Genomic DNA, 18716 nt, shown 5'->3' on the forward strand with positions numbered 1-18716 from the left:
GGAGCTGGCCGGGAGCGGAATGGCGGGTTTCGGCAATTGAAATGCTAAAGCCGACATTCGCTCTTGCGTAGCGTCGTGGCGGCTCACGACCCTTTGCGGTGGTGTGGAATTCGGCAAAGGTCGAGAAGTCAAGAAGTTTGATGGCTTCGATTCGCTGCCGGCATAAGCCACACACATCACGCTGCCGGCCACGGCAGCAGCACGATTTTGCCGCCGAGGCCGCCCTTATCGATACGGGCATGCGCTTCGCTGGCGGCGGCAAGCGGCAGCCGATCGATCACGACGGGGTCAACCTCGGACGCGTCTTCACACCCTCCTCAGCAGCAGCCGCGGAACCGGCCCTTGCCGACGGCGTAGCGTGCCTGCTGGCGGTCGCGGAAGAACTCCTCGTAGGTCATCACCGGCTGGCCGGGATGGACCGTCCGCCGGTGATCGACATAGGTCGGGTAGTCCGGCACTCCGACCATCAAGCGGGCGGTCTTGGCGACCGTCTCGCAGACGAAGCGCGCGCGCGCGGTCAGTGTCTCGGTCATTCCGCCGCCGCCAAGGTTGCGCCACCAACCTCGACCGCGGTGCTCGTGGGCGAGCCCAGCGCCCTGGCGATGTCGACGATCGCGTAGACCACCACCACCAGGACGATCGCCACCGACAGCCCGGCGAGGCCGGCGTCGAGATAATCGTTGAAGACGATGCGGCTCATTTGGTCGACCGTGTTGGCCGGTGCGAGCAGGGTTCCGGAGGCCGCCGCGGCGCTGAACTTCGCCGCGTGGCTGAGGAAACCGATCGCCGGGTCGGAGTGGAACACCTTCTGCAGCCCCGCGGTGACGGTGCAAACCAGCAACCACACGCTCGGGACGATCGTGACGAAGGCGAAGCGCTCGCGCTTCATCTTGAACAGGATTACCGTGCAGAGGGTGAGGGCGATGGCCGCCAGCATCTGGTTGGTGGCGCCGAACAGCGGCCACATCGTCCAGATGCCGCCGTAGGGATCGACGACGCCGGCGTAAAGCAGGTAGCCCCACAGCACACAGGCTAGCGCCGAGCCGATCAGGTTGTTGATCCAGGATTCGGTCGCGCGAAACCCTGGGACCGCGGCACCGACGAAATCCTGGATCATGAAGCGCAGCGCGCGCGTGCCGGCGTCGACGGTGGTGAGGATGAACAGGGCCTCGAACAGGATGATGAAATGGTACCAGATGCCCATCATCGCGCCGCCGCCGAGGAAGCTCGACAGGATGCTCGCCATGCCGACCGCCAGCGTCGGCGCGCCTCCGGTGCGCGACAGGATGGTCTTTTCGCCGACGCTCTGGGCGATCTGCGTCAGCATGTCTGGCGTCACTGTGAAGCCCCAGGACGAGATGACCTGCGCCGCCTGATCGGCGGTGGCGCCGATCACGCCGGCGGAGCTGTTCATAGCGAAGTAGACGCCGGGATGAAGCACCGAGGCGCCGACCATCGCCATGATGGCGACGAACGACTCCATCAGCATGCCACCGTAGCCGATGAATGCGATCTGGCTCTCGTTCTCGATCATCTTCGGCGTCGTGCCGGAGGCGATCAGCGCGTGCCAGCCGGAGACCGAGCCGCAGGCGATGGTGATGAACAAGAACGGGAACAGGCCGCCCGCCCACACCGGGCCGCTGCCGTCAACGAACCTGGTCAGCGCCGGCATCTGCAGGTCGGGACGGACGATGATGACGCCGATCGCCAGAAGGATGATCGTGCCGACCTTGAGGAAGGTCGACAGATAGTCGCGCGGCGCCAGCAAGAGCCACACCGGCAGCACCGAGGCCACGAAGCCGTAGCCGATGAGAATGACGGCGAGCGTCGGTCCCGACAGGTCGAAGAGGCCGGCGAGCGCCGGGTTCTCGGAGACGGTGCGGCCGTAGATCAGGGCGATAAGCAGCAGGACGGCGCCGATGGCGGACATCTCGCCGATCCGCCCGGGGCGGATCAAGCGCGCATAGACGCCCATCAGAAGCGCGATCGGCAGGGTGCAGAACACCGTGAACGCGCCCCAGGGGCTGCCCACCAGCGCCTTGACGACGACAAGGGCGAGCACCGCGAGGACGATGACGCAGATCAGCAGCACGCCGACGCCGGCGATTGCGCCAGCGATCGGCCCCATCTCGGTGCGCACCATGTCGGCCAGCGACCGGCCGTCGCGCCGGGTCGAGAAGAACAGCACGGTCATGTCCTGGACCGCGCCGGCAAACACGACGCCGATAAGGATCCACAACGTGCCGGGCAGATAACCCATCTGCGCCGCCAGCACCGGCCCAACCAGCGGCCCTGCGCCGGCGATGGCGGCGAAATGGTGCCCGAACAGCACGTAACGGTTCGTCGGCACGTAGTCGAGGCCGTCATTGTGGCGATAAGCCGGCGTCGCGCGCGTCGGGTCGACGCCGAAAGCCCAGCGGGTGATGAACAGCGCGTAGAAGCGATAGGCGATAAAGTAGATGCAGACCGCGGCGATGACCAGCCACGCGGCGTTGATCGGCTCTCCCCGCGAAAGGGCGATGACGCCGAAAGCGATCGCTCCGACCACGGCAACGGCGGCCCAGATCAGCTTGTCACGAAGCGTCATGTTCCCCCCCCTGTGCCTCGAGAGTTCCCTCCGGCGTCGCGCTTCGTCGGCAGGCAGCGAAGCTTCACGACGTCATTCTGTCGTGAGAAATAGCACAACGACCGCCGCGATGGCGCAGCGATCTCTGCGACGCTTGCGCGCGGCCCACGTCGCGCGAGGCGCGAGTAGAGTCGACCTGTGCGTGGCGCGCCAGCGGAGGCGGAGTTCCAACGCCAGCCGAAAGCGCAACTGCGGAAGGACCAGTTGCGCGGGGACGGCAGCGGCGGAGATGAGCGGGTTGCGGTCGCGGCGGCAATGGCTGCGGCTCGCCGATTTTGGACGGACGGTCGCGGGAAACGACCCGAGATATATGCCGGTATGGTGTCCGCTTTCGAGAACTGTCGAATTGGCTTGGGCTGGCCGTCTTGGGCGCATGTCCGCCGATAAGCCAGGCGCGTCGCGGCGGCGGTCTGGGGGTTCACGCGCGGTTCAGGTTCTCGGACCGTAAGATCGACCCGTTGAGCAACCCGTTCAGCAAGAGAAAAAATATGCTGAGCATTACTTGCTGAGGTGCTGAGAAAGCTTTCGGCCGCGCTACTCGGAGTTGTGATTGTTTCTGCCGTCCTATCGTCGGTCGCGCCTGCGTTCGCGTTGGGCGATTGCGGACCGAACCGCCATCGGAATCCCTGGGGTCAATGCGTTTGGGGCGGTCAAAACCAAGCTTGGTGCTTGAGACACACGGGTCATGTTGCCGCTTATGGTCCCAACGGGACGCGGTGGTGTAACTAACGCGCTCGCCTTCGGCGCCGCCCAGCGCCGGCGCCGCCGAAGGCATCTTCGCCGACATTGGTCCGCTTTCGAGAACCGCGGCCTTGGCCAGGGGCGGCGGCAACGGGCGCGAAGCGGTAGCGAATGGCCGAGTGCGAAGCAGCTCGCGCTACGCGCACTCAACTCAATATTGCTCACGCTGATTTCTCCAGCGATCGGCAGCGGCCGCGGCGGTACATCCGCGCTCGCGGCGCTGCTCGATCGGGATCACGCGCCCGGACAGGGCGGCGCGCATTGCAGCCGGCGCGCCCGCCCCAGGCGACGCCGGCCCCGACGCAAACGCGCTCCCGCGTTCGCGACGAATCGGCCTTGCCCAGTGTCGGCTAAACACGTTACCAGTGCGTGAATGAGCTTCGGCGGCGTCGCGCTTTCGCTTTGGCCTACCGGCGCGCCGCGAGATCGCGAGGGCGTCGGCGGAGACGTCGTGACCGCAGAGCCGCATTGAGAACAGGGTTGGCTCGCCCGCGAGATGGTTGCGCCGACGGGGAAAGTCGGACGCCCGTCTTTATGGCCCGCGCGGCGGGGGTCGTGACGCGTCGGCACAGATGGCCCTCGCCGCGGGCTGGCTTGACGATCGAGAGGGGGTGGAACGCGCTCGTCCGCCGACGCCGAATTGGAGAGTCCGTCGGCGGTCGCGCCTGTGATGCCGCCATCGTTGAGGATCGCGCTCAGCCGCGACGTCGGTTGGCGTCGAAACTCTCGACGCAGAACGAAACGGATTGAACCAATTCTAAGCCTCGTGCGCCTGATGCGTTAACCGCGCGCAACGAGAGTCGTTTGAATGGCGGCCGAGTTACTTTTTCATTTGCGCCGGCGGCGTAGCGTGGTTTGCTCCATGGCTTGGAAGTCTTGTATGGCCCCCGTTATCCGCACGCAGGCCGAGGTCCTACGCTGGATCGCCGTTCAGACCGCTTACACGGCGGCTTTCATCCTGCCGACGACGGCGGCGGCGTGCCTGTGGCTGTACGGCGGCGATCTGTCGCGCGCGGTCGGCGGTTGGCAGGCGATGCGGTTTTGCCTCGGTTTGGCGTTCTTGGAGACCCTGGCGTTCACGCCGCTCGTCGCGATCCGCTCGGTGGAGACGCTGCGTCGGCTCAATCTTGCGCGAGACGAACTTGATCGGCTCACTGGCGTCGACCCGCTGACTGGCTTGCTCAATCGCCGCGGGTTTGAAAAGGCGGCGGCAGATTTGGCGGCCGCGCCCGAGGCGCGCGGCGCCCCCGTCGCGGCGCTAGTCTGCGACGTCGACGAGTTCAAGCAGATCAACGACTGCTTCGGCCATGATTTCGGCGACGCCGGGCTGCGACGCCTCGCCTACATCGTGCGCGCCGCCGCGGGCGAGCGCGGCTTTGCGCTCGGCCGACACGGCGGCGACGAATTTGTTGTGCTGATGGTCGGCGTCGAGCGGTCCGAAGCGGTCGCTTTCGCCGAAGACCTTCGCGCCGCCATGGCGACGCAGCCGGTGGAAGCGAATGGCGCTCGCGCTTTGCTCACTGTCAGCGTCGGTCTGGCGGCGACCGCGCGCTGGGAAGGCGACGTCACACGCTTGGTCGGGGCGGCCGACGCGGCGCTCCTTCAAGCCAAGCGCGACGGACGCAACCGCGTCGTTATCGCTCGCGAGTCACTGCGCGCCGCAGCCTGAAATGACCGCAGCTCCGCCTTGCGTCCAACCCGGCCGTTCAGCCGATGGTCGCTGCGCCTCCGAAGCAGTCGCTGCGGCCAATTCCGGCGCCGAAGCACATAAAGGGCGTCAATCGACGAGGGCTCCCACCGCCGATCGGCGTTGAAAATCCCTGATCAGGCATCCGCCAGAGGATCTGTAAGGCGCAGCCGATTCACAAGCGTTTCCAAATTACGGAATTCCGGATCGCGAGAGCGTCGTCGAAGACGGAGAAGGTTTTGGAACTTGACCGCGACGCCGCCGGCGAAATGACGAACCACGCGAGCCCGTCTCTGTCCAACGATCACCGGCGAACCGATAGGGGGCGCGATCGCAACGTTCATCGCTGCGCCCTCGCTCGAGAGGTCGATCAATGTCGCGACGTGCTCCTCGCCATCCGGCGTCGTGACAACGATTTGTCCATCGTCGGCTTCGATGCGCTCCTGCCGACGATTGTCCGGCGCGCCAAACACGTCATGTTGGACAAGCCAGGCGATGCGAACGGCGAGCTTTTCGATTTTGCGCGGCGGCGCGGCGATCTTGAATGCGAAGCCATTCTGCAGCTGCCGCGCGATCTCGCCCTCCATACGGCCTAGCTGGTTGATATAGGCGACGACATGATCGCCAATCTGTCCGCGATCGCCGCATTCCACAGCTACGCCGCACGACGCCAAATCGATTGTCGTGCAAGCGTGCTCAAAGCGGTTTGCGAGCATGTAACGGCCTGGCAGCCTCAGTTTGGCGCGTTCCTGCTGGCGGCGCCCTTCGAATGTTACTCCCAACGCCATAGAGTCGATTCGCACGTTCGCAATCTCCCGCGATCGCATGCAAAGGGCATGGGCCGAGGCCGTGGCGGATCATCGATCAGGCTGATTAATCGAATATCCTCTGTGCGCTTTTGTGTTGGGGGCATGGTTGCCCAATCGCCAACGCCGGCCTCGGAGCCGACCAATTCGTCAACCCAAATAGGCCGTCCGTCCCGCGCGTCGTCAGCGGCGGCCGCCCGGCCCTGGCGATCTTGCGCAGTCATAGAGACGTTCGCATTCGTTTCGTCGGCGGACCAAAATCGTTGGGGTTTGCCGCTTAGCTGTCACCGCCAGGCCTTCGCGTTCGGCTTTGGTTGGCGAGCGCCCAAAATTGGCGTTCAGCCGATGGTCGCTGTGGCGCCTATGTCGACGTCGAGGCGTCGGGTCGGCTCGGTCGCTGTGCAGGAAACCCGCGTAGCCGCCCTCGCGCCCGAACCGCTCGGAAGCCGCAGATTGGCAATCCGACCGGGAACGCCGCATCGTCTGGTCTTCCCGGTTCTTGCCGGGTCTGCGGAGCGGCGCCCATAGCGAAGCGGCTCAAGTCAGCATCGTCAGAGCCTTAGCGCACCGATCGGCGTTCAAACCGGCCGCCTCATGATAGGACGCGCCGGCCGTCGCTCGGCGATCGCTTTGTCCGGCCTTGCCGCCCGGCGCTTGGAGGAGCGGCGCGGTGAGCCTCGGCGCTTTGGGGCGGCGGCGGACGGTCGCAGCGTCTTGACCCCGTCGTTCACAACGAATGCAATAGATCGGACGCCGAGCAGCGTCGCGAGCTGATTCGAAATCGCCGGTCACGCTTTGCCTCTCCGTCCCTTGGAGAGCGCGAACGCGAAATCCGAGGGGTGGACGAAAGACGCCATGTCGGGGTCCCCAACGGAAGTCCTCACAACGCCGCATATCGACGACTTGGGCCTCGAGCGGATCGTCAACCGCACCGGACTGTCGATTGGCCGGCTGCCGAACGGCGCGGTCTTTTCTCTCGAACACGCCGAAGGCGCTCGCCGAATTGTCATCAACCAAGCGTTCGCTTCGCCAATCGCCGGCGGGATGGGGCGCCTTCTACTTCGCATCGGTGGCGCGGATCCGGCGATCCTGGCCTGCGCCGGCGCCGAGGCGTCGGGCCAAATCGGCGTCGCCGACGACCGCTTCGTCTGGCAGGGAGAAGAGCGCGGCGTCCTCTGCCGGGTCGCGCTTTGGCTCGCTCCGGATTCGAACCTCTGGCTGTGGCGTCTTGCGGTCGAGAACCGGCGCGAAACGGGGCTGCCCTGCGACGCTTTGTTCATTCAGGATCTCGGCCTTGCCGATCCGGGTTTCCTGATGAGCAACGAAGCCTACGCGTGTCAGTATCTCGATCATCACGTCGCGCGCCATCGGCGCGCCGATTCGGTCGTGATGAGCCGACAGAATCTCGCTCAAGGCGGCGCGCATCCCTGGGCGGCGCACGGCTGTCTCGAGGGCGCGGCCGGGTTCGCCACCGATCTGCGCGAGCTGATCGGTCCCGCCTACCGCGACGCCGACGGGTTCGCACTGGCTTTCGGCGCGCAACTTTCCTCGCGGCCCCTGCAGTATGAGACCGGCTGCGCGGCGCTGCAGTCGAAACCCGTGACCCTTGCGCCGGGATCGGCGACGAGCTGGACTTTCTTTGGCGCCTATCAAGCTGATCATCCAGCGCCCTCGTGCGACGGCGACCTCACGCTCGTCGACGAGGTCGAACGGATCTCCGCAAGCTGGCGGGAGCGCGAGGTCGTCCTCGCCGCGCCGACGCGCACTCTCGTCCATCAAGCGCCGGTCGCCGTCGCCGATCCGTTGGACGATCGCGCGATCAGCGCGCGCTATCGCCGCCGCGCGCATATTGAACGGCGCGACGGCGAGACGCTGTCGTTCTTCACCCCGGCGGGCGGCCACAGCCGCCACGTCGTGTTGCGCGACAAGGAGAGGCTGATCGCGCGTCGCCATGGCGCGATGCTGCGCAGCGGCGCGGAGATGGCGCCGACCGAGGACACCTTATGCTCCACCACCTGGATGCACGGCGTCTTCGCCGCCCAGCTGACGATCGGCAACACGACGTTCCACAAGCTCTTTTCCGTCTCGCGCGATCCCTACAACATCGTGCGCGGGAGCGGCCTCAGAATCCTCGTCGATTGGGGTAGCGGATGGCGGCAACTCGCCGTGCCGTCGGCCTTCGAAATGGGCCTATGCGACTGCCGCTGGCTCTATCGATTGGGAAACCGAACCATAACCGTGTCGGCGCGCGTTTCGAGCCGGGAGCCCGCCTTGCAGTGGCGCGTCGCCGCCGAAGGCGGCCAATGCCGCTTCCTCGTCTTCGGCTTCCTCGTCCTTGGCGAACATGAATACGCCAACCGCGGCCGCGTCGAGATCGACGCGCATAAGAAGCAATTCGTCTTTCGCCCCGATCCCGATGACTTGTGGGGAAAACGATACCCGCGCGCCTCCTACCGACTGGTGACGAGCACGCCCAAGGCGGTCGAAGCGATCGGCGGCGACGAGTTGCTCTATCTCGACGGCGAGCGGCGCGGCGGCGGCTACGTCGTCATCCGCACCCGGCCGACGCGTTCGCTTGCATTCGCGGTCGTCGGGTCTCTGACCGACGAGAAGCGAGCGGAGGCGCTCGCGGCCAAATACGCCGATGGCGTCGACGACAGCGTCCTGTCGGCCCAATCGACGCGCGCGTGGCGGCGGATCAGCCGCGGCGTTCGGCTGCTCGGCGCCGATCCCGAGGCCAAGGCCGTCGACGCGACGCTCCCCTGGTTTGTCCATGACGCGATGATTCATCTCACCGCGCCGCACGGCCTCGAGCAATATTCGGTCGCCGCCTGGGGCACGCGGGACGTTTGCCAGGGTCCGCTGGAACTGCTGCTGTCGCTCGAACACGACGAGCCGGCCAAAGCGATCTTGCGCGTCGTCTTCGCCCAGCAGTACGAAAAACGGGGCGACTGGCCGCAATGGTTCATGCTCGAGCCCTATTCGGCGATCCAAGACAAGGCGGCGCACGGGGACATCGTCGTCTGGCCGCTCAAAGCGTTGTGCGACTATGTCGAGGCGACCGGCGACTTCGCGTTCCTTGACGAACCGATCGTGTGGCGGCGCGACGACAATTTTCAAACGACCGCTCACGCCGAGCGTGTCGCCGCCCATGTCGCCAAACTGGTCGCAACCGTCCGCGAGCAGTTCATCCCCGGCACCCATCTCGTCCGTTACGGCAACGGCGACTGGAACGATTCGCTTCAACCCGTCGATCCGGCCAAGCGCGACTGGATGACCAGCAGCTGGACCGTCGCGCTCCTCTATCAGCAGCTGCGCCGCTATGCTGAAGTGTTGCGCGCGGCCGGCCGCTCGGCCGCCGCCAAAGACCTTGGCGCGCTCGCCGCGGCGATGAAGAAGGACTTCACACGCTTTCTTGTCCGCGACGGCGTCGTCGCCGGCTATGCCGAGTTCAGCCGCAACGGCGGGCCGCCAGAATTGCTTCTTCATCCCAGCGACCGAACCACCGGCGTCTCCTTTTCCTTGATTGCCTTGACCCAGGCGATCGTCGGCGGGCTGCTCACGGCGGCGCAGGCGCGCCGCAGCGCGAATCTGATCGCCAAACATCTCCTGCTTCCTGACGGCGCCCACCTGATGGACAAACCGCTCGCCTATCGCGGCGGCTCGGAGACGATCTTCCGCCGCGGCGAGTCGGCCGCGTTCTTCGGCCGTGAGATCGGGCTGATGTACGTCCATGCGCATCTGCGCTACGCCGAAGCGATGAGCGTTCTCGGCGACCGGCAGGGATTGTGGGACGCTCTCGTCGTCGCCAATCCGATCGCCGTCGGCGAGCGTTTGGGCCAGGCGACGCTGCGGCAGCGCAACGCCTATTTCAGCAGCAGCGACGCGGCGTTCCGCGATCGCTACGAGGCCTACGCCGAGTGGGAGCGGGTCAAGGCGGGCGAGGTGGCGGTTGAGGGCGGCTGGCGCATCTATTCCAGCGGCCCCGGGATTTACGTGGCGCTGGTCATCCAGCGCGCGTTTGGCGTGAGGCGGCGCTTCGGCAAGCGGCTGGGCAAACGGATCCTGCCGGCCAAGCAGAAACGCCTGCGGCTCGCCGGCGTCCCGCCGGCCCGCTGACGGCCCGCGCCTCGCCGCTATCGCGTGGAATCGGCTGCTGCGTCGCGCGGAGCGAGAGACTCGGCCGCAATCGACGGCTTGAAGCGAGGCCCCTGCGGATCCAGCACGAGGTTGACGATTCGCGGGAAGCGTCCGTGCCCGTTCGGCAGCGGTCCGATGTAGATGACGCCGACCTCCGCCATATGTTGCTCGAACGCCGCCGCCACGCGTTGCGCCACGTCAGGATCGAGCGATGCGAGCGCTCGGTTCAGCACGACCCAACGCGGCTTCTGCAGGAGGATGCGGGCCACCGCCATGGACTGCTTGTCGTTGTCGCTCAAGCGCCGATCCCATCGCTCGTTTTCGTCGAGCCTGGGCGCGAGGTGGTCGAGACCGACGACGGCGAACGCATCGCGGATGCGCGCGTCGTCGAAGGTTTGCGGCGGATGGGGATAGGCGAGCGCCTCGCGCAGCGTCCCGGGCGGCACGTAGCCTGGCGTCGCCATGAAGACCATCGACTGGCGATGCGGACGCGCGACGCGGCCGCCGCCCCAGGGCCAAAGTCCGGCGATCGCCTGGAACAGCGCGCGTTCGGCGTTCCGATCGCCGGTGATGAGCACGCGATCGCCCGGTTTGACCTCCAGATGGGGTTCACTCAGGGTGACGCGCCCGTCGGGCGTCGCGATCCACAGTTCGTCGATGACGATCGATTCCTCGTGCCGCCCGTCCAGCGCGATCTCGCTTTGACCTTCGCCGACCTTTTCGATCGTCACCAGCATCTTGCGGAAGCTCGCGACGCGAAGGAGCGTCGCCCGCCAGTCGGCGATGCTGGAGAAATTGTTGGCGAACCATCCCAGCGCCTGCTGCACCTGGTTGAAGGCGCCGACGGCCATCATCAGTTTGCCGAAGGTCATGGCGCCGAAGAAATACGACGGCGCGGCGATAAGGATCGGCGCGACGATCGCCAGCCAACCGAAACCCGCCGTCACGCCCGTCAGCCAGGTCGTCGCGACGATGATCTGCTCGAAGACTTCGATGATGCCGCGAAGGATCCAATCGAGATGCTCCTTCTCGTCGGCTTCCCCGCCGTCGAGGGAGACGCCTTCGATCTCCTCGTTCACCCGCACCAGCGCGAAGCGAAACTGCGCCTCCCGCGCGTAGCGCTCCGCGTTCAAGTGGATCAGCGGACGGCCGACGCGCCAACTCAACAGCGATGCGAATGCGGAATAGATGAGCGCGCACCACACCATGTAACCCGGCAACACAAAACCGCGCCCGGCGATCGAGACGACCATGTTGTCGGACAGAATCCACAGCACGCCGACGAAGCTCAATAGCAGCAGGCTGGACTGCAGCAGGCCGATGCCGAGATCCGTCGACAGTTCGGTCAGGTGCCTGGCGTCCTCATGGATGCGCTGGTCGGGGTTTTCGCCGATTTCGCCGATCTGCGAGAGGCGGACGGCTCTCAGTGGCGCGAGCCACTCGGCGGCCAGATCTTCGACCAGCCCCTTGCGCAAGATGAGCTTCGACTTGAGGTTGAGCCACGCTTGCGCGACATTGAGGACCAGCAGCGCGCACCCCAGCTCGGCGAAGACGCCGAGCTGGACGATGAAGGCGGAAACGTCCTTGCGCGACAACGCGTCGTAGAACGGCTGGTTCCAGGCGTTGAGCAGGATCTGCGCAAATGCGCTCGCCCCGACCACCGCGACCAGGGCGATGAGCAACGCGACGACCTTGGCGCGCTGGCGCGACGCCCAAAGCGCCGCCGTCATACCGGTCAACTGCGAGACGAGGCTGTCTTCGCGCGGCTGGTCGGCGTTTCCGGCGTTGGGCGTCGCTATTCCGGTCCTCGCCATTGCGTCGCATCCCTTCGCGTCGCGCTCGGGGCGGCCTCCTTGGGCCGGCCGCTGGACATGATCCAGGGCGGACGGCGCCGCGGGGTCGAGGTCGATGTCATTATCCGATTTGGCGACCAAGACAAACGGCGGGGGGCCGATTGCGCGAGCGCCGCGACGAATCGACGCCTTTGTCGCAGCGACGATCCGTCGCGAGCGGCGAGGCGGGCGAAAGGGCCGGCGCAGTCGACCGCTTGGGCGGGCCGCCGAAAGGCCGCGCTTGTCCGCGCCGCGTCTCGGACCTACGCTCGGCGCCGGAAGCTTAAGATGAAAGTCCCGCCCAAGCGCCTATGGCGAGCGGCCGCAAGCAGCGGCGAGCCTGAGCGCGCCGTCGACGACAGCTACGCCACCGCGTGGAGGGCGGAGACGGCCGAAGGGCCGTGGTTCGAGATCGATCTCGGCGCGGTCGCGACGCTCGGCGGGCTCGAAGTCTATTGGGGCGAGAGCGCGTCGGCGAACTATCGCGTCGCTTCGTCGCTCGACGGCGAGGCGTGGTCCGAGATTTGCCGCACGCGCCATGGCGAGGGGGGGCAGGACGTATTCGCTTTCCCCCCGGTCGCGACGCGGTTCGTTCGCTGGCGGAGCGAGGACCCGCCGGCCGAGCGCGGGCCGGAGATCGTCGAAATCAACCTCTACGCTCCCGAGGACGCCGCCTCGGTGCGCGAAGCGGGTCGGCTCGCCGCGCTCGGCCACGCCGCGGTGACGATTCCCGAAGGCGAGAGCATAACGGTCGACTTCGGCGCCGTGCGCTCGCCGCTCGGGGCGCTGATCGACTGGGGGGAGGCTTACGGAACCGTATTCTCGACCCATCTCTCCGACGACGGCGAGACCTTTCGCGAGATGGGCCGCATCGAGACCGGCGACGGAGGAACGGACAGCTTCTGGTGGCGCTCGACGAGGAGCCGCTATTTTCGCCTGACCGTGAATAGAGCGAGCGCGCCCGGCGGCGCCGTCGTCAACGAGCTCAAGCTGCGCATCCTCAACAAGGATCGCATGCCGATCGGGCAATTGGAGCGGGGGGCGCAATCGGGGCGCGGCGAGCTCTATCCGCAATCGTTGCTGGGCCGCCAAGTCTATTGGACGGCGTTGGGCGAATTCGATCAGGGCGAGCAGGCGCTGTTCGACGAATATGGCGATCTCGAGCCACGACGGGGCTCGCCCCAGATCACGCCGCTCATTCGGCTCGACGGCGCGCTTCATGGCGCGCCGGGTTGCGTGAGCGTCGGCCACGCGCTCGCCGAGGGCGCGTTGCCGATTGCGAGCGTCGTCTGGTCGGCGCAAGACATCGAGCTGCGGACGACGGCGTTCGCATATTCCGGTCAGGCGCTGGCCGAGCACCGCCTCGTCAACCGCAGCGGCGGCGCGCGGCAAGGGGCGCTCGTTCTCGCCGTGCGCCCGGTCCAGATCAACCCCTATTGGCAGCACGGCGGCCACGCGCCGATCGAAGCGATCGCGGTCGACGGCGACCGGGTATGGGTCGGCGATCGACTCTACGCCGCGTTTTCGCGCGCGCCCGATGCGGCGGCGGTCGCTGATTTCGACGACGGCGACGTCGTGCGGCTGATCGACGCCGGGCCGCGCCAAACCGCTGGCGGCGTCCACTCGGCGTCCGGGCTCGCCAGCGCCGCCTGCGAATTCGCGTTCGCGCTTCAACCCGGTGAAAGCATGTCGGTTTGCGTTTCCGCGCCGATGCGCGACGACGTCGCTGCGCGCGCCGACGTCGCCTTCGACGTCGTGCGCGACGGCGTTGGCCGCGCCTGGCGGGAAAAGCTCGGCCCGCGCCGGATCGTCGTTGGCGACCGGGAGGTCAGCGACACATTGGAAGCGCAGATCGCGCTGATCTTGGTCAACGCCACCCGCTTCGCGTTCAAGCCAGGCCCGCGCAACTACGACCGCACCTGGATCCGCGACGGCGCCGCGCAGGCGCTCGCCTTGTTGTGGGCTGGCCTGATCGACGAGGCCAAGCGTTACGTCCTCTGGTACGCCGAGCGCGTTTATGAGAGCGGCCTGGTTCCGCCGATCCTCAATGTCGACGGCACGGTCAACCGCGGCTATGGCGGCGACATCGAATTCGACGCGCAGGGCGAGTTCGTCGGAATCGCCGCCGAGGTCTACCGCGTCGCCAAGGATCGCGCGTTTCTTAGCGCTGTTTTCGAACCCGTCGTCCGCGCGACGCGGTTCATCGAGGCGCTGTGGGCGCGAACGGAAGCGCTGCACGGCGCGGAAACCCGCTTCCACGGCCTCCTCGCGCCGTCGATCAGCCACGAGGGCTACAGCAAGCCGTCCTACAGCTACTGGGACGACTATTTCGCTTTGAGCGCCTGGCGCAATTGCGAATACCTCGCGCTCGAGATCGGCGACGACGCGGTCGCCGCTCGCGCGAAGGCGCAAGGCGAGGCGTTCGCCGCTCGACTGACGCGCTCGATCCGCATGAGCGCAGCGCATATGGAGACGGACGTGATCCCCGGATCGGCCGATCGCGAGGACATTGACCCGACCTCGACTTCGATCGCCTTCGAGCCGTGCCGGGTCGAAGACGCCCTTCCGGCGGAACTGATCGCGCCGACCTACGATCGCGCCGCTGAGCGCCTTGCGGCGATCTCCGCGCCCGGATTTACGGGAAACTACTCGCCGTACGAGCTGCGCAACATCAATGCCTTCGTCTCCTTGCGGCGGCACGAGGACGCTTTTCGACTCCTGGCGAAAATGCTGGAATCGCGCCGGCCGCGGGACTGGCGGCTTTGGGCTGAGGTCGTTTGGGGCGACATGCGGGCGCCGGACTATATCGGCGACATGCCGCACACCTGGATCGCGGCGGAGTTCGCCACCGCCATTCGCAGAATGCTGGCGCGGGAAAACGGCCGCACGCTGGAGCTGTTCAGAGGCGCGCCGGACGGGTGGTGGGAGAACGGCGGGGTCACGCTCAGCGACTTGCCGACCGCCTTTGGCGTCTTGAACTTAAGGGCGCGCCGCGATCGATCGCGAGCCACGGTCGATCTCGCGCTGTCGGGCCCCGCGCCCGAACGGATCACGATGCGCTATCCCGGCGCCAGGCGGGCCCGCGCCGACGGCAGACCGTGCGAGATCGCGGGCGAGGTGATCATGGCGGCGACCTTCAGTCGGCTTGTCATCGACCTCTGACGGCTCGGCGGACGTATGAAGGCTCGGCGTCGTCAAGGCGTCCATCCAAAAACGAACGCAGACCCGTGGCGTCGAGCCCGCTCAGCCATGGCTTGAGCGCGCGGGCGGTTACGCTTCATCCACCATGCGCGACGACATCGCCGGCCGCCCCGCGGATCGATCAAACTTGACGCAAATTGCCAAGCGAATTGGCAACGCCTGTCGTGAGAAATTGCTGGCGTTGGACTGAAGCGGTGCGTCGACTTGAGAGGGGGCGCGGCAATGACCAATCAACGCTTGGCTGAGACCTATCTGGCGCGGGCGCGGGAATTGGAAGACTGCGCCAAGCAGGTGGAACAAAATCCGCCGTCGATTCGCACGTCGCCGCGTTGGCGCGATATCGCGTTTCTGCGTCGCGAGGCGGCGTGGTGGCGCGCGCATGCTCAGGCGCTCGTCGAAGCGGCGTGAGCGACGAATGGGCCAAGTTGCGTTGGGGAAGGGCGCGCCTTGCAGGGGAAGCGGCGCCGCCTGTCGACCCCGCTCGTTCCAACATCGAAAGAGCCTGAGCGCGCCGAGCGGCAACCGCTTAGCGAGCGCGGAAGCTTCGAATGCGCGGTCGTGCGAGGGCGCCGCGGTCAGCGCGTTTCGGGCCCAAACTCAGTTGGGATACGTCAAAGGGGCGCGCCGTAGGCGCCGGGCGGCTCGACGTCGTCGACGCTCTCGCCCGATCAATCCGGGTCGAAGGCGACCGCTATGCCGCCGGCGAATTGACGGGTGACGTGCGCGCGCCGCTTTCCGACGGTCACCGCCGCGCCAAGAGCGGGCGCGAAGTCGACTTCAAGCGCCGCGCTGTTGCTCGAAACTTCGATCAAAGCCGCTTCGAACGCGCGCCCGTCGGATAGCTGCAAGGTCGTGCGTTCTTGATCGAGACCGACGCGTGCGTAGCCGCGCCGCTCGGGCGCCTCTCCGGCTTGGCGCCGCATGAGCCACTCAATTCTCGCCGAAAGCTTGTGCAGCTCGTTCGGAGAGACCCGCAAGTCGACGGCGAATCCGTCGCTTGAGCGTCGCACCATCACGTCCTCGATCCGTCGGAGGTCTTGCACGTAGACGACCACGCGTTCGCCTAGATCTCCCGCCAACGGGCCCAGAATCGCGACGCCGACCGGGGAGACGTCGATGATCCGGCAATCGAACGCCTGCCCGTCGGCGAGCAGGTAACGACCAGGCAGCGAGATCGCCGCTCGGTAGTCGCGGCGACGTTCCGACGCGGACGCGTTTTGCGACATGATCCCAAGCCGTCCGGACCAAATTGCGAAGACGGCCGATATCCGAGCGATGCGCCGACGACGTCGCTGATTTTGGCGAGCGCGCGGATGCGACGGCGGTCGCAGCAAGTCCGACGGCTCAAGCGAGCGGTCGCGTCCGCCGGGACCAGCCCATTCGGATCGTCCCGCAGGGTCGCCAGGAAATGTTAACGAGACGTTTTCGCCTGAACGGGGCGCGCCGGCGCAGTCACGATTTCCGTCACAAAGAAAGTTACAGCGTAACGCCTGGTCGGCAAGACCCGAGGCCGTGGGCGAATGTCCTCGCTGCGGCGCGGGCTTGCGAAAATTCTTCCAAAGTCGCAGCTAGGGCGCGAGGCGAGGGCGTTGTGGAGAATGTCGGGCTCGCAGTCGGCGCCGCCGTTGCGCCGCCTTTTTGGCGATGACTTCGTATCTGGGAATTCGCGATGGCCGACATGATCGATGGGATTGTCGAACGAACGATCGCGCAGACGTTGAGGATTGTGACGACGTCGCGACAGTCGTGGAGCGTCGCGCGCGAAGGGATCGAAAAGATCCATGACGATCTCGCTCGCCGTTCGCCCGGCCATCCAGCGCTCGAACGGCTGAAGACCTTCATCGCCGAAGGGGATCGACCTTTCGCCAAGCATTGACGCGACCGCGCCGCGTCGATGAAACGACGACGGGAGCGAGCGCCGATCGGAGCGATCGTTCATCGAAGCGATTGGCTCGCTACGGGCCAGTTCGCCGAGGCGAATGACGCTTGCGCGGGCGCTCCCTCGGGACGGGGTCGGCGCCGCGCCGCTGACGAAAGGACCCGACGTATGCGATGTCGGTCGCCGGCTGGGAATCGCGCCTCTAGAGGGCGAGTGGAATGGATCGGCGAAATGGGCTGGGCCGAGCGCGAGGCGTTCCGTGTTGGCGATCGCATGACGACCCGAGGCGCTCGGCGGCCAATCGATGCGGGGAGGGCGGCCAAGCGATCGCACAGCGCTCCTCAGGCCTCAGTTCGGTCGATGAGGCCATCTGAACGCGCCGGTCGCGACGGCGCCGTCGCGGGGCTGAACCATCGCGCGTTCAACCAAGAACCACGGCCAACTTGCTCTTCGTGATGGAAATCTCCCAACGCCAGGGTCTAAGCCCGCGGACCTGCCCGCTCGTAAGCGCGTTTTGGCGAGGCGGGCGCTTTGGCGCCTGCGGAAGCGCGCGGCCGGAGCAATTTCGGACGTCGGCGCCGTCGGCTGGCTGGCAAACCGTTCCGCCTGCAAGCGTGATCCGGCGGGCGACGGGTTGAGGCGACGCCAGCGTCGGGCGACGGTCCGGCAGCCTGACGCAGCGATTCCCGGAGGCGGCCCGGCGCCTTCCCGCGACAGGCCAGGACACCCGTTTGGTCATCACGAAGGCGCGAGGTGCGTTACAAACAGCGTTACAGAATCGCCCCGTCGTCGCTCGATGGTTGTTGGTCCGCTCGGTTTTGTTATGACTTCCTCGCGAAGGAATCGACTGTTGAATGTTGGCGTCGGACGAGACCGCGACAGCGAGAGGCGACGTTAACGGCGTCGTCCTTCTAGGCTCCGCCCGCGGCGTCGAAAAGTCGAGCGAGGTGGCGGGCGTGCCGCGCTTGGGCCTTGCGCTCCTCGCCTACCTGCTGCTCGATTGCTCGGGCGGGCGGGCCACGCGCGAGGAGGCGAGCGCCTTCCTCTGGGAAAAAGTCGATCGCAGCCGGCAAGCCGGCAATCTCCGCCAATTGCTGTTTCGCATCCGCGCCGCCGAAATCGCTGGCGACATGCAACTGTTGGAGACGACGGCCAGTGAGATCGTCTTCAGTCCGCGCAACGTGTCGATCGATCTGCGCCGCTTTTGGGCGGCGATCAATTCCGCCGCTGGGCTGGACGTCGTCGCCGCCTGCGAAGCTTATAGCGGCGACCTACTCGCCGGATTGACTGCCCATGGCGAAGGACTCACGAGCTGGCTGGCGCGCGAACGGGAGAGACTGCGCGCCGAATTCCTGGCGGCGTTGACGCCCTATCTCGAGGCGCAGGCGAACGGCCCAGTCGAAGAGGCGGCGATCGTCGCCGCCACGCGCATTCTGGAAATCGATCCGCGCCAAGAGATCGCCTATCGCACACTGATCCAGGCCTATCAGGAACGCGGCGACTCGACGCGCGTCGACCAATATCGACGCCAGCGCGACCCCATCCATGAAATCCGCGCCGAGCGGCGGCCGGCGCCGGTCGTGGTTCTCCCGGTCGAGCGCGCATTGAAGGGGAGCGCGCCGGCCGATGGGGCGACGGAATGGGCGGTGGACGCGCCGCGCTTGGGCCTGGGTGACGACGAACTGCCGCGCGTGATCGTTTCGCCGCATGCGCCGAGCTATGCGCCCGCGACCGGGCGCGAGCTGGTCGCCGAATTGGGCGCCGACATCGCCACCCGTCTGGCGCAGACCCGCGCGCTGACCGT

General features: G+C 66.5%; 12 protein-coding genes. 7 read left to right on the forward strand and 5 right to left on the reverse strand.

Annotation, left to right across the window (positions count from 1 at the left end):
• Nucleotides 1-317: 317 nt before the first annotated feature.
• Nucleotides 318-533 (reverse strand): YbdD/YjiX family protein, encoded by a 216-nt coding sequence (locus ABSF49_RS13720; protein WP_424113213.1) that lies wholly within the window; start codon nt 531-533, stop codon nt 318-320.
• Entirely contained in the window at nt 530-2587 is a 2058-nt protein-coding gene (locus tag ABSF49_RS13725; protein WP_424113214.1) for a carbon starvation CstA family protein, read from the reverse strand. Before ABSF49_RS13725 ends, ABSF49_RS13720 begins: the two co-directional genes overlap by 4 nt.
• A 552-nt stretch (nt 2588-3139) precedes the next feature.
• On the opposite strand from ABSF49_RS13725, the gene ABSF49_RS13730 reads away from it, so the two are divergent.
• Both ABSF49_RS13730 and ABSF49_RS13735 read left to right on the forward strand, forming a co-directional pair.
• Nucleotides 3140-3355: a GCG_CRPN prefix-to-repeats domain-containing protein gene (locus ABSF49_RS13730; RefSeq protein ID WP_424113224.1), complete on the forward strand. Its 216-nt coding sequence runs from the start codon at nt 3140-3142 to the stop codon at nt 3353-3355.
• Between the two features lie 892 nt (nt 3356-4247).
• The gene (locus ABSF49_RS13735) at nt 4248-5036 is read left to right on the forward strand and encodes a GGDEF domain-containing protein (protein WP_424113215.1); all 789 of its coding nucleotides are present in this window, start codon (nt 4248-4250) and stop codon (nt 5034-5036) included.
• A gap of 155 nt (nt 5037-5191) precedes the next feature.
• Here ABSF49_RS13735 and ABSF49_RS13740 read toward each other — a convergent pair whose 3' ends face one another.
• A complete protein-coding gene (locus ABSF49_RS13740; protein WP_424113216.1) occupies nt 5192-5857 on the reverse strand; it encodes a PilZ domain-containing protein in 666 nt (221 codons plus the stop codon).
• A gap of 858 nt (nt 5858-6715) precedes the next feature.
• Between ABSF49_RS13740 and ABSF49_RS13745 the strand changes: the two genes are divergently transcribed.
• Nucleotides 6716-9979 carry a GH36-type glycosyl hydrolase domain-containing protein gene (locus ABSF49_RS13745; protein WP_424113217.1) on the forward strand — a complete coding sequence of 1088 codons (3264 nt, stop codon included), beginning with the start codon at nt 6716-6718 and terminating at the stop codon, nt 9977-9979.
• A gap of 17 nt (nt 9980-9996) precedes the next feature.
• Here ABSF49_RS13745 and ABSF49_RS13750 read toward each other — a convergent pair whose 3' ends face one another.
• On the reverse strand, nt 9997-11814 hold the full coding sequence (locus tag ABSF49_RS13750; protein WP_424113218.1) for an ABC transporter ATP-binding protein/permease: 1818 nt from the start codon (nt 11812-11814) through the stop codon (nt 9997-9999).
• Nucleotides 11815-12120: 306 nt separating this feature from the next.
• Between ABSF49_RS13750 and ABSF49_RS13755 the strand changes: the two genes are divergently transcribed.
• Together ABSF49_RS13755 and ABSF49_RS13760 are read left to right on the forward strand one after the other, a co-directional pair.
• Nucleotides 12121-14994, forward strand: coding sequence for a discoidin domain-containing protein (locus ABSF49_RS13755; protein WP_424113219.1), 2874 nt, complete (start codon nt 12121-12123; stop codon nt 14992-14994).
• A 261-nt stretch (nt 14995-15255) separates the two neighbouring features.
• A complete protein-coding gene (locus ABSF49_RS13760; protein ID WP_424113220.1) occupies nt 15256-15441 on the forward strand; it encodes a hypothetical protein in 186 nt (61 codons plus the stop codon).
• Between the two features lie 260 nt (nt 15442-15701).
• Here ABSF49_RS13760 and ABSF49_RS13765 read toward each other — a convergent pair whose 3' ends face one another.
• Nucleotides 15702-16259, reverse strand: coding sequence for a PilZ domain-containing protein (locus ABSF49_RS13765; RefSeq protein WP_424113221.1), 558 nt, complete (start codon nt 16257-16259; stop codon nt 15702-15704).
• A 443-nt stretch (nt 16260-16702) separates the two neighbouring features.
• Between ABSF49_RS13765 and ABSF49_RS13770 the strand changes: the two genes are divergently transcribed.
• Nucleotides 16703-16909, forward strand: coding sequence for a hypothetical protein (locus ABSF49_RS13770; RefSeq protein ID WP_424113222.1), 207 nt, complete (start codon nt 16703-16705; stop codon nt 16907-16909).
• A gap of 959 nt (nt 16910-17868) precedes the next feature.
• A partial coding sequence (locus tag ABSF49_RS13775; protein WP_424113223.1) for an AfsR/SARP family transcriptional regulator occupies nt 17869-18716 on the forward strand: 848 nt, incomplete at its 3' end.

Source organism: Roseiarcus sp., assembly GCF_049514155.1.
In the GTDB taxonomy this organism is placed as follows: Bacteria; Pseudomonadota; Alphaproteobacteria; order Rhizobiales; family Beijerinckiaceae; genus Roseiarcus.

Coding starts and splice junctions, on each gene's coding strand:
- ABSF49_RS13765 (WP_424113221.1), bottom strand. CDS start 16,259: ATGTCGCAAAACGCGTCCGCGTCGGAACGTCGCCGCGACTACCGAGCG.
- ABSF49_RS13735 (WP_424113215.1), top strand. CDS start 4,248: ATGGCCCCCGTTATCCGCACGCAGGCCGAGGTCCTACGCTGGATCGCC.
- ABSF49_RS13725 (WP_424113214.1), bottom strand. CDS start 2,587: ATGACGCTTCGTGACAAGCTGATCTGGGCCGCCGTTGCCGTGGTCGGA.
- ABSF49_RS13750 (WP_424113218.1), bottom strand. CDS start 11,814: ATGGCGAGGACCGGAATAGCGACGCCCAACGCCGGAAACGCCGACCAG.
- ABSF49_RS13755 (WP_424113219.1), top strand. CDS start 12,121: ATGAAAGTCCCGCCCAAGCGCCTATGGCGAGCGGCCGCAAGCAGCGGC.
- ABSF49_RS13770 (WP_424113222.1), top strand. CDS start 16,703: ATGGCCGACATGATCGATGGGATTGTCGAACGAACGATCGCGCAGACG.
- ABSF49_RS13745 (WP_424113217.1), top strand. CDS start 6,716: ATGTCGGGGTCCCCAACGGAAGTCCTCACAACGCCGCATATCGACGAC.
- ABSF49_RS13760 (WP_424113220.1), top strand. CDS start 15,256: ATGACCAATCAACGCTTGGCTGAGACCTATCTGGCGCGGGCGCGGGAA.
- ABSF49_RS13720 (WP_424113213.1), bottom strand. CDS start 533: ATGACCGAGACACTGACCGCGCGCGCGCGCTTCGTCTGCGAGACGGTC.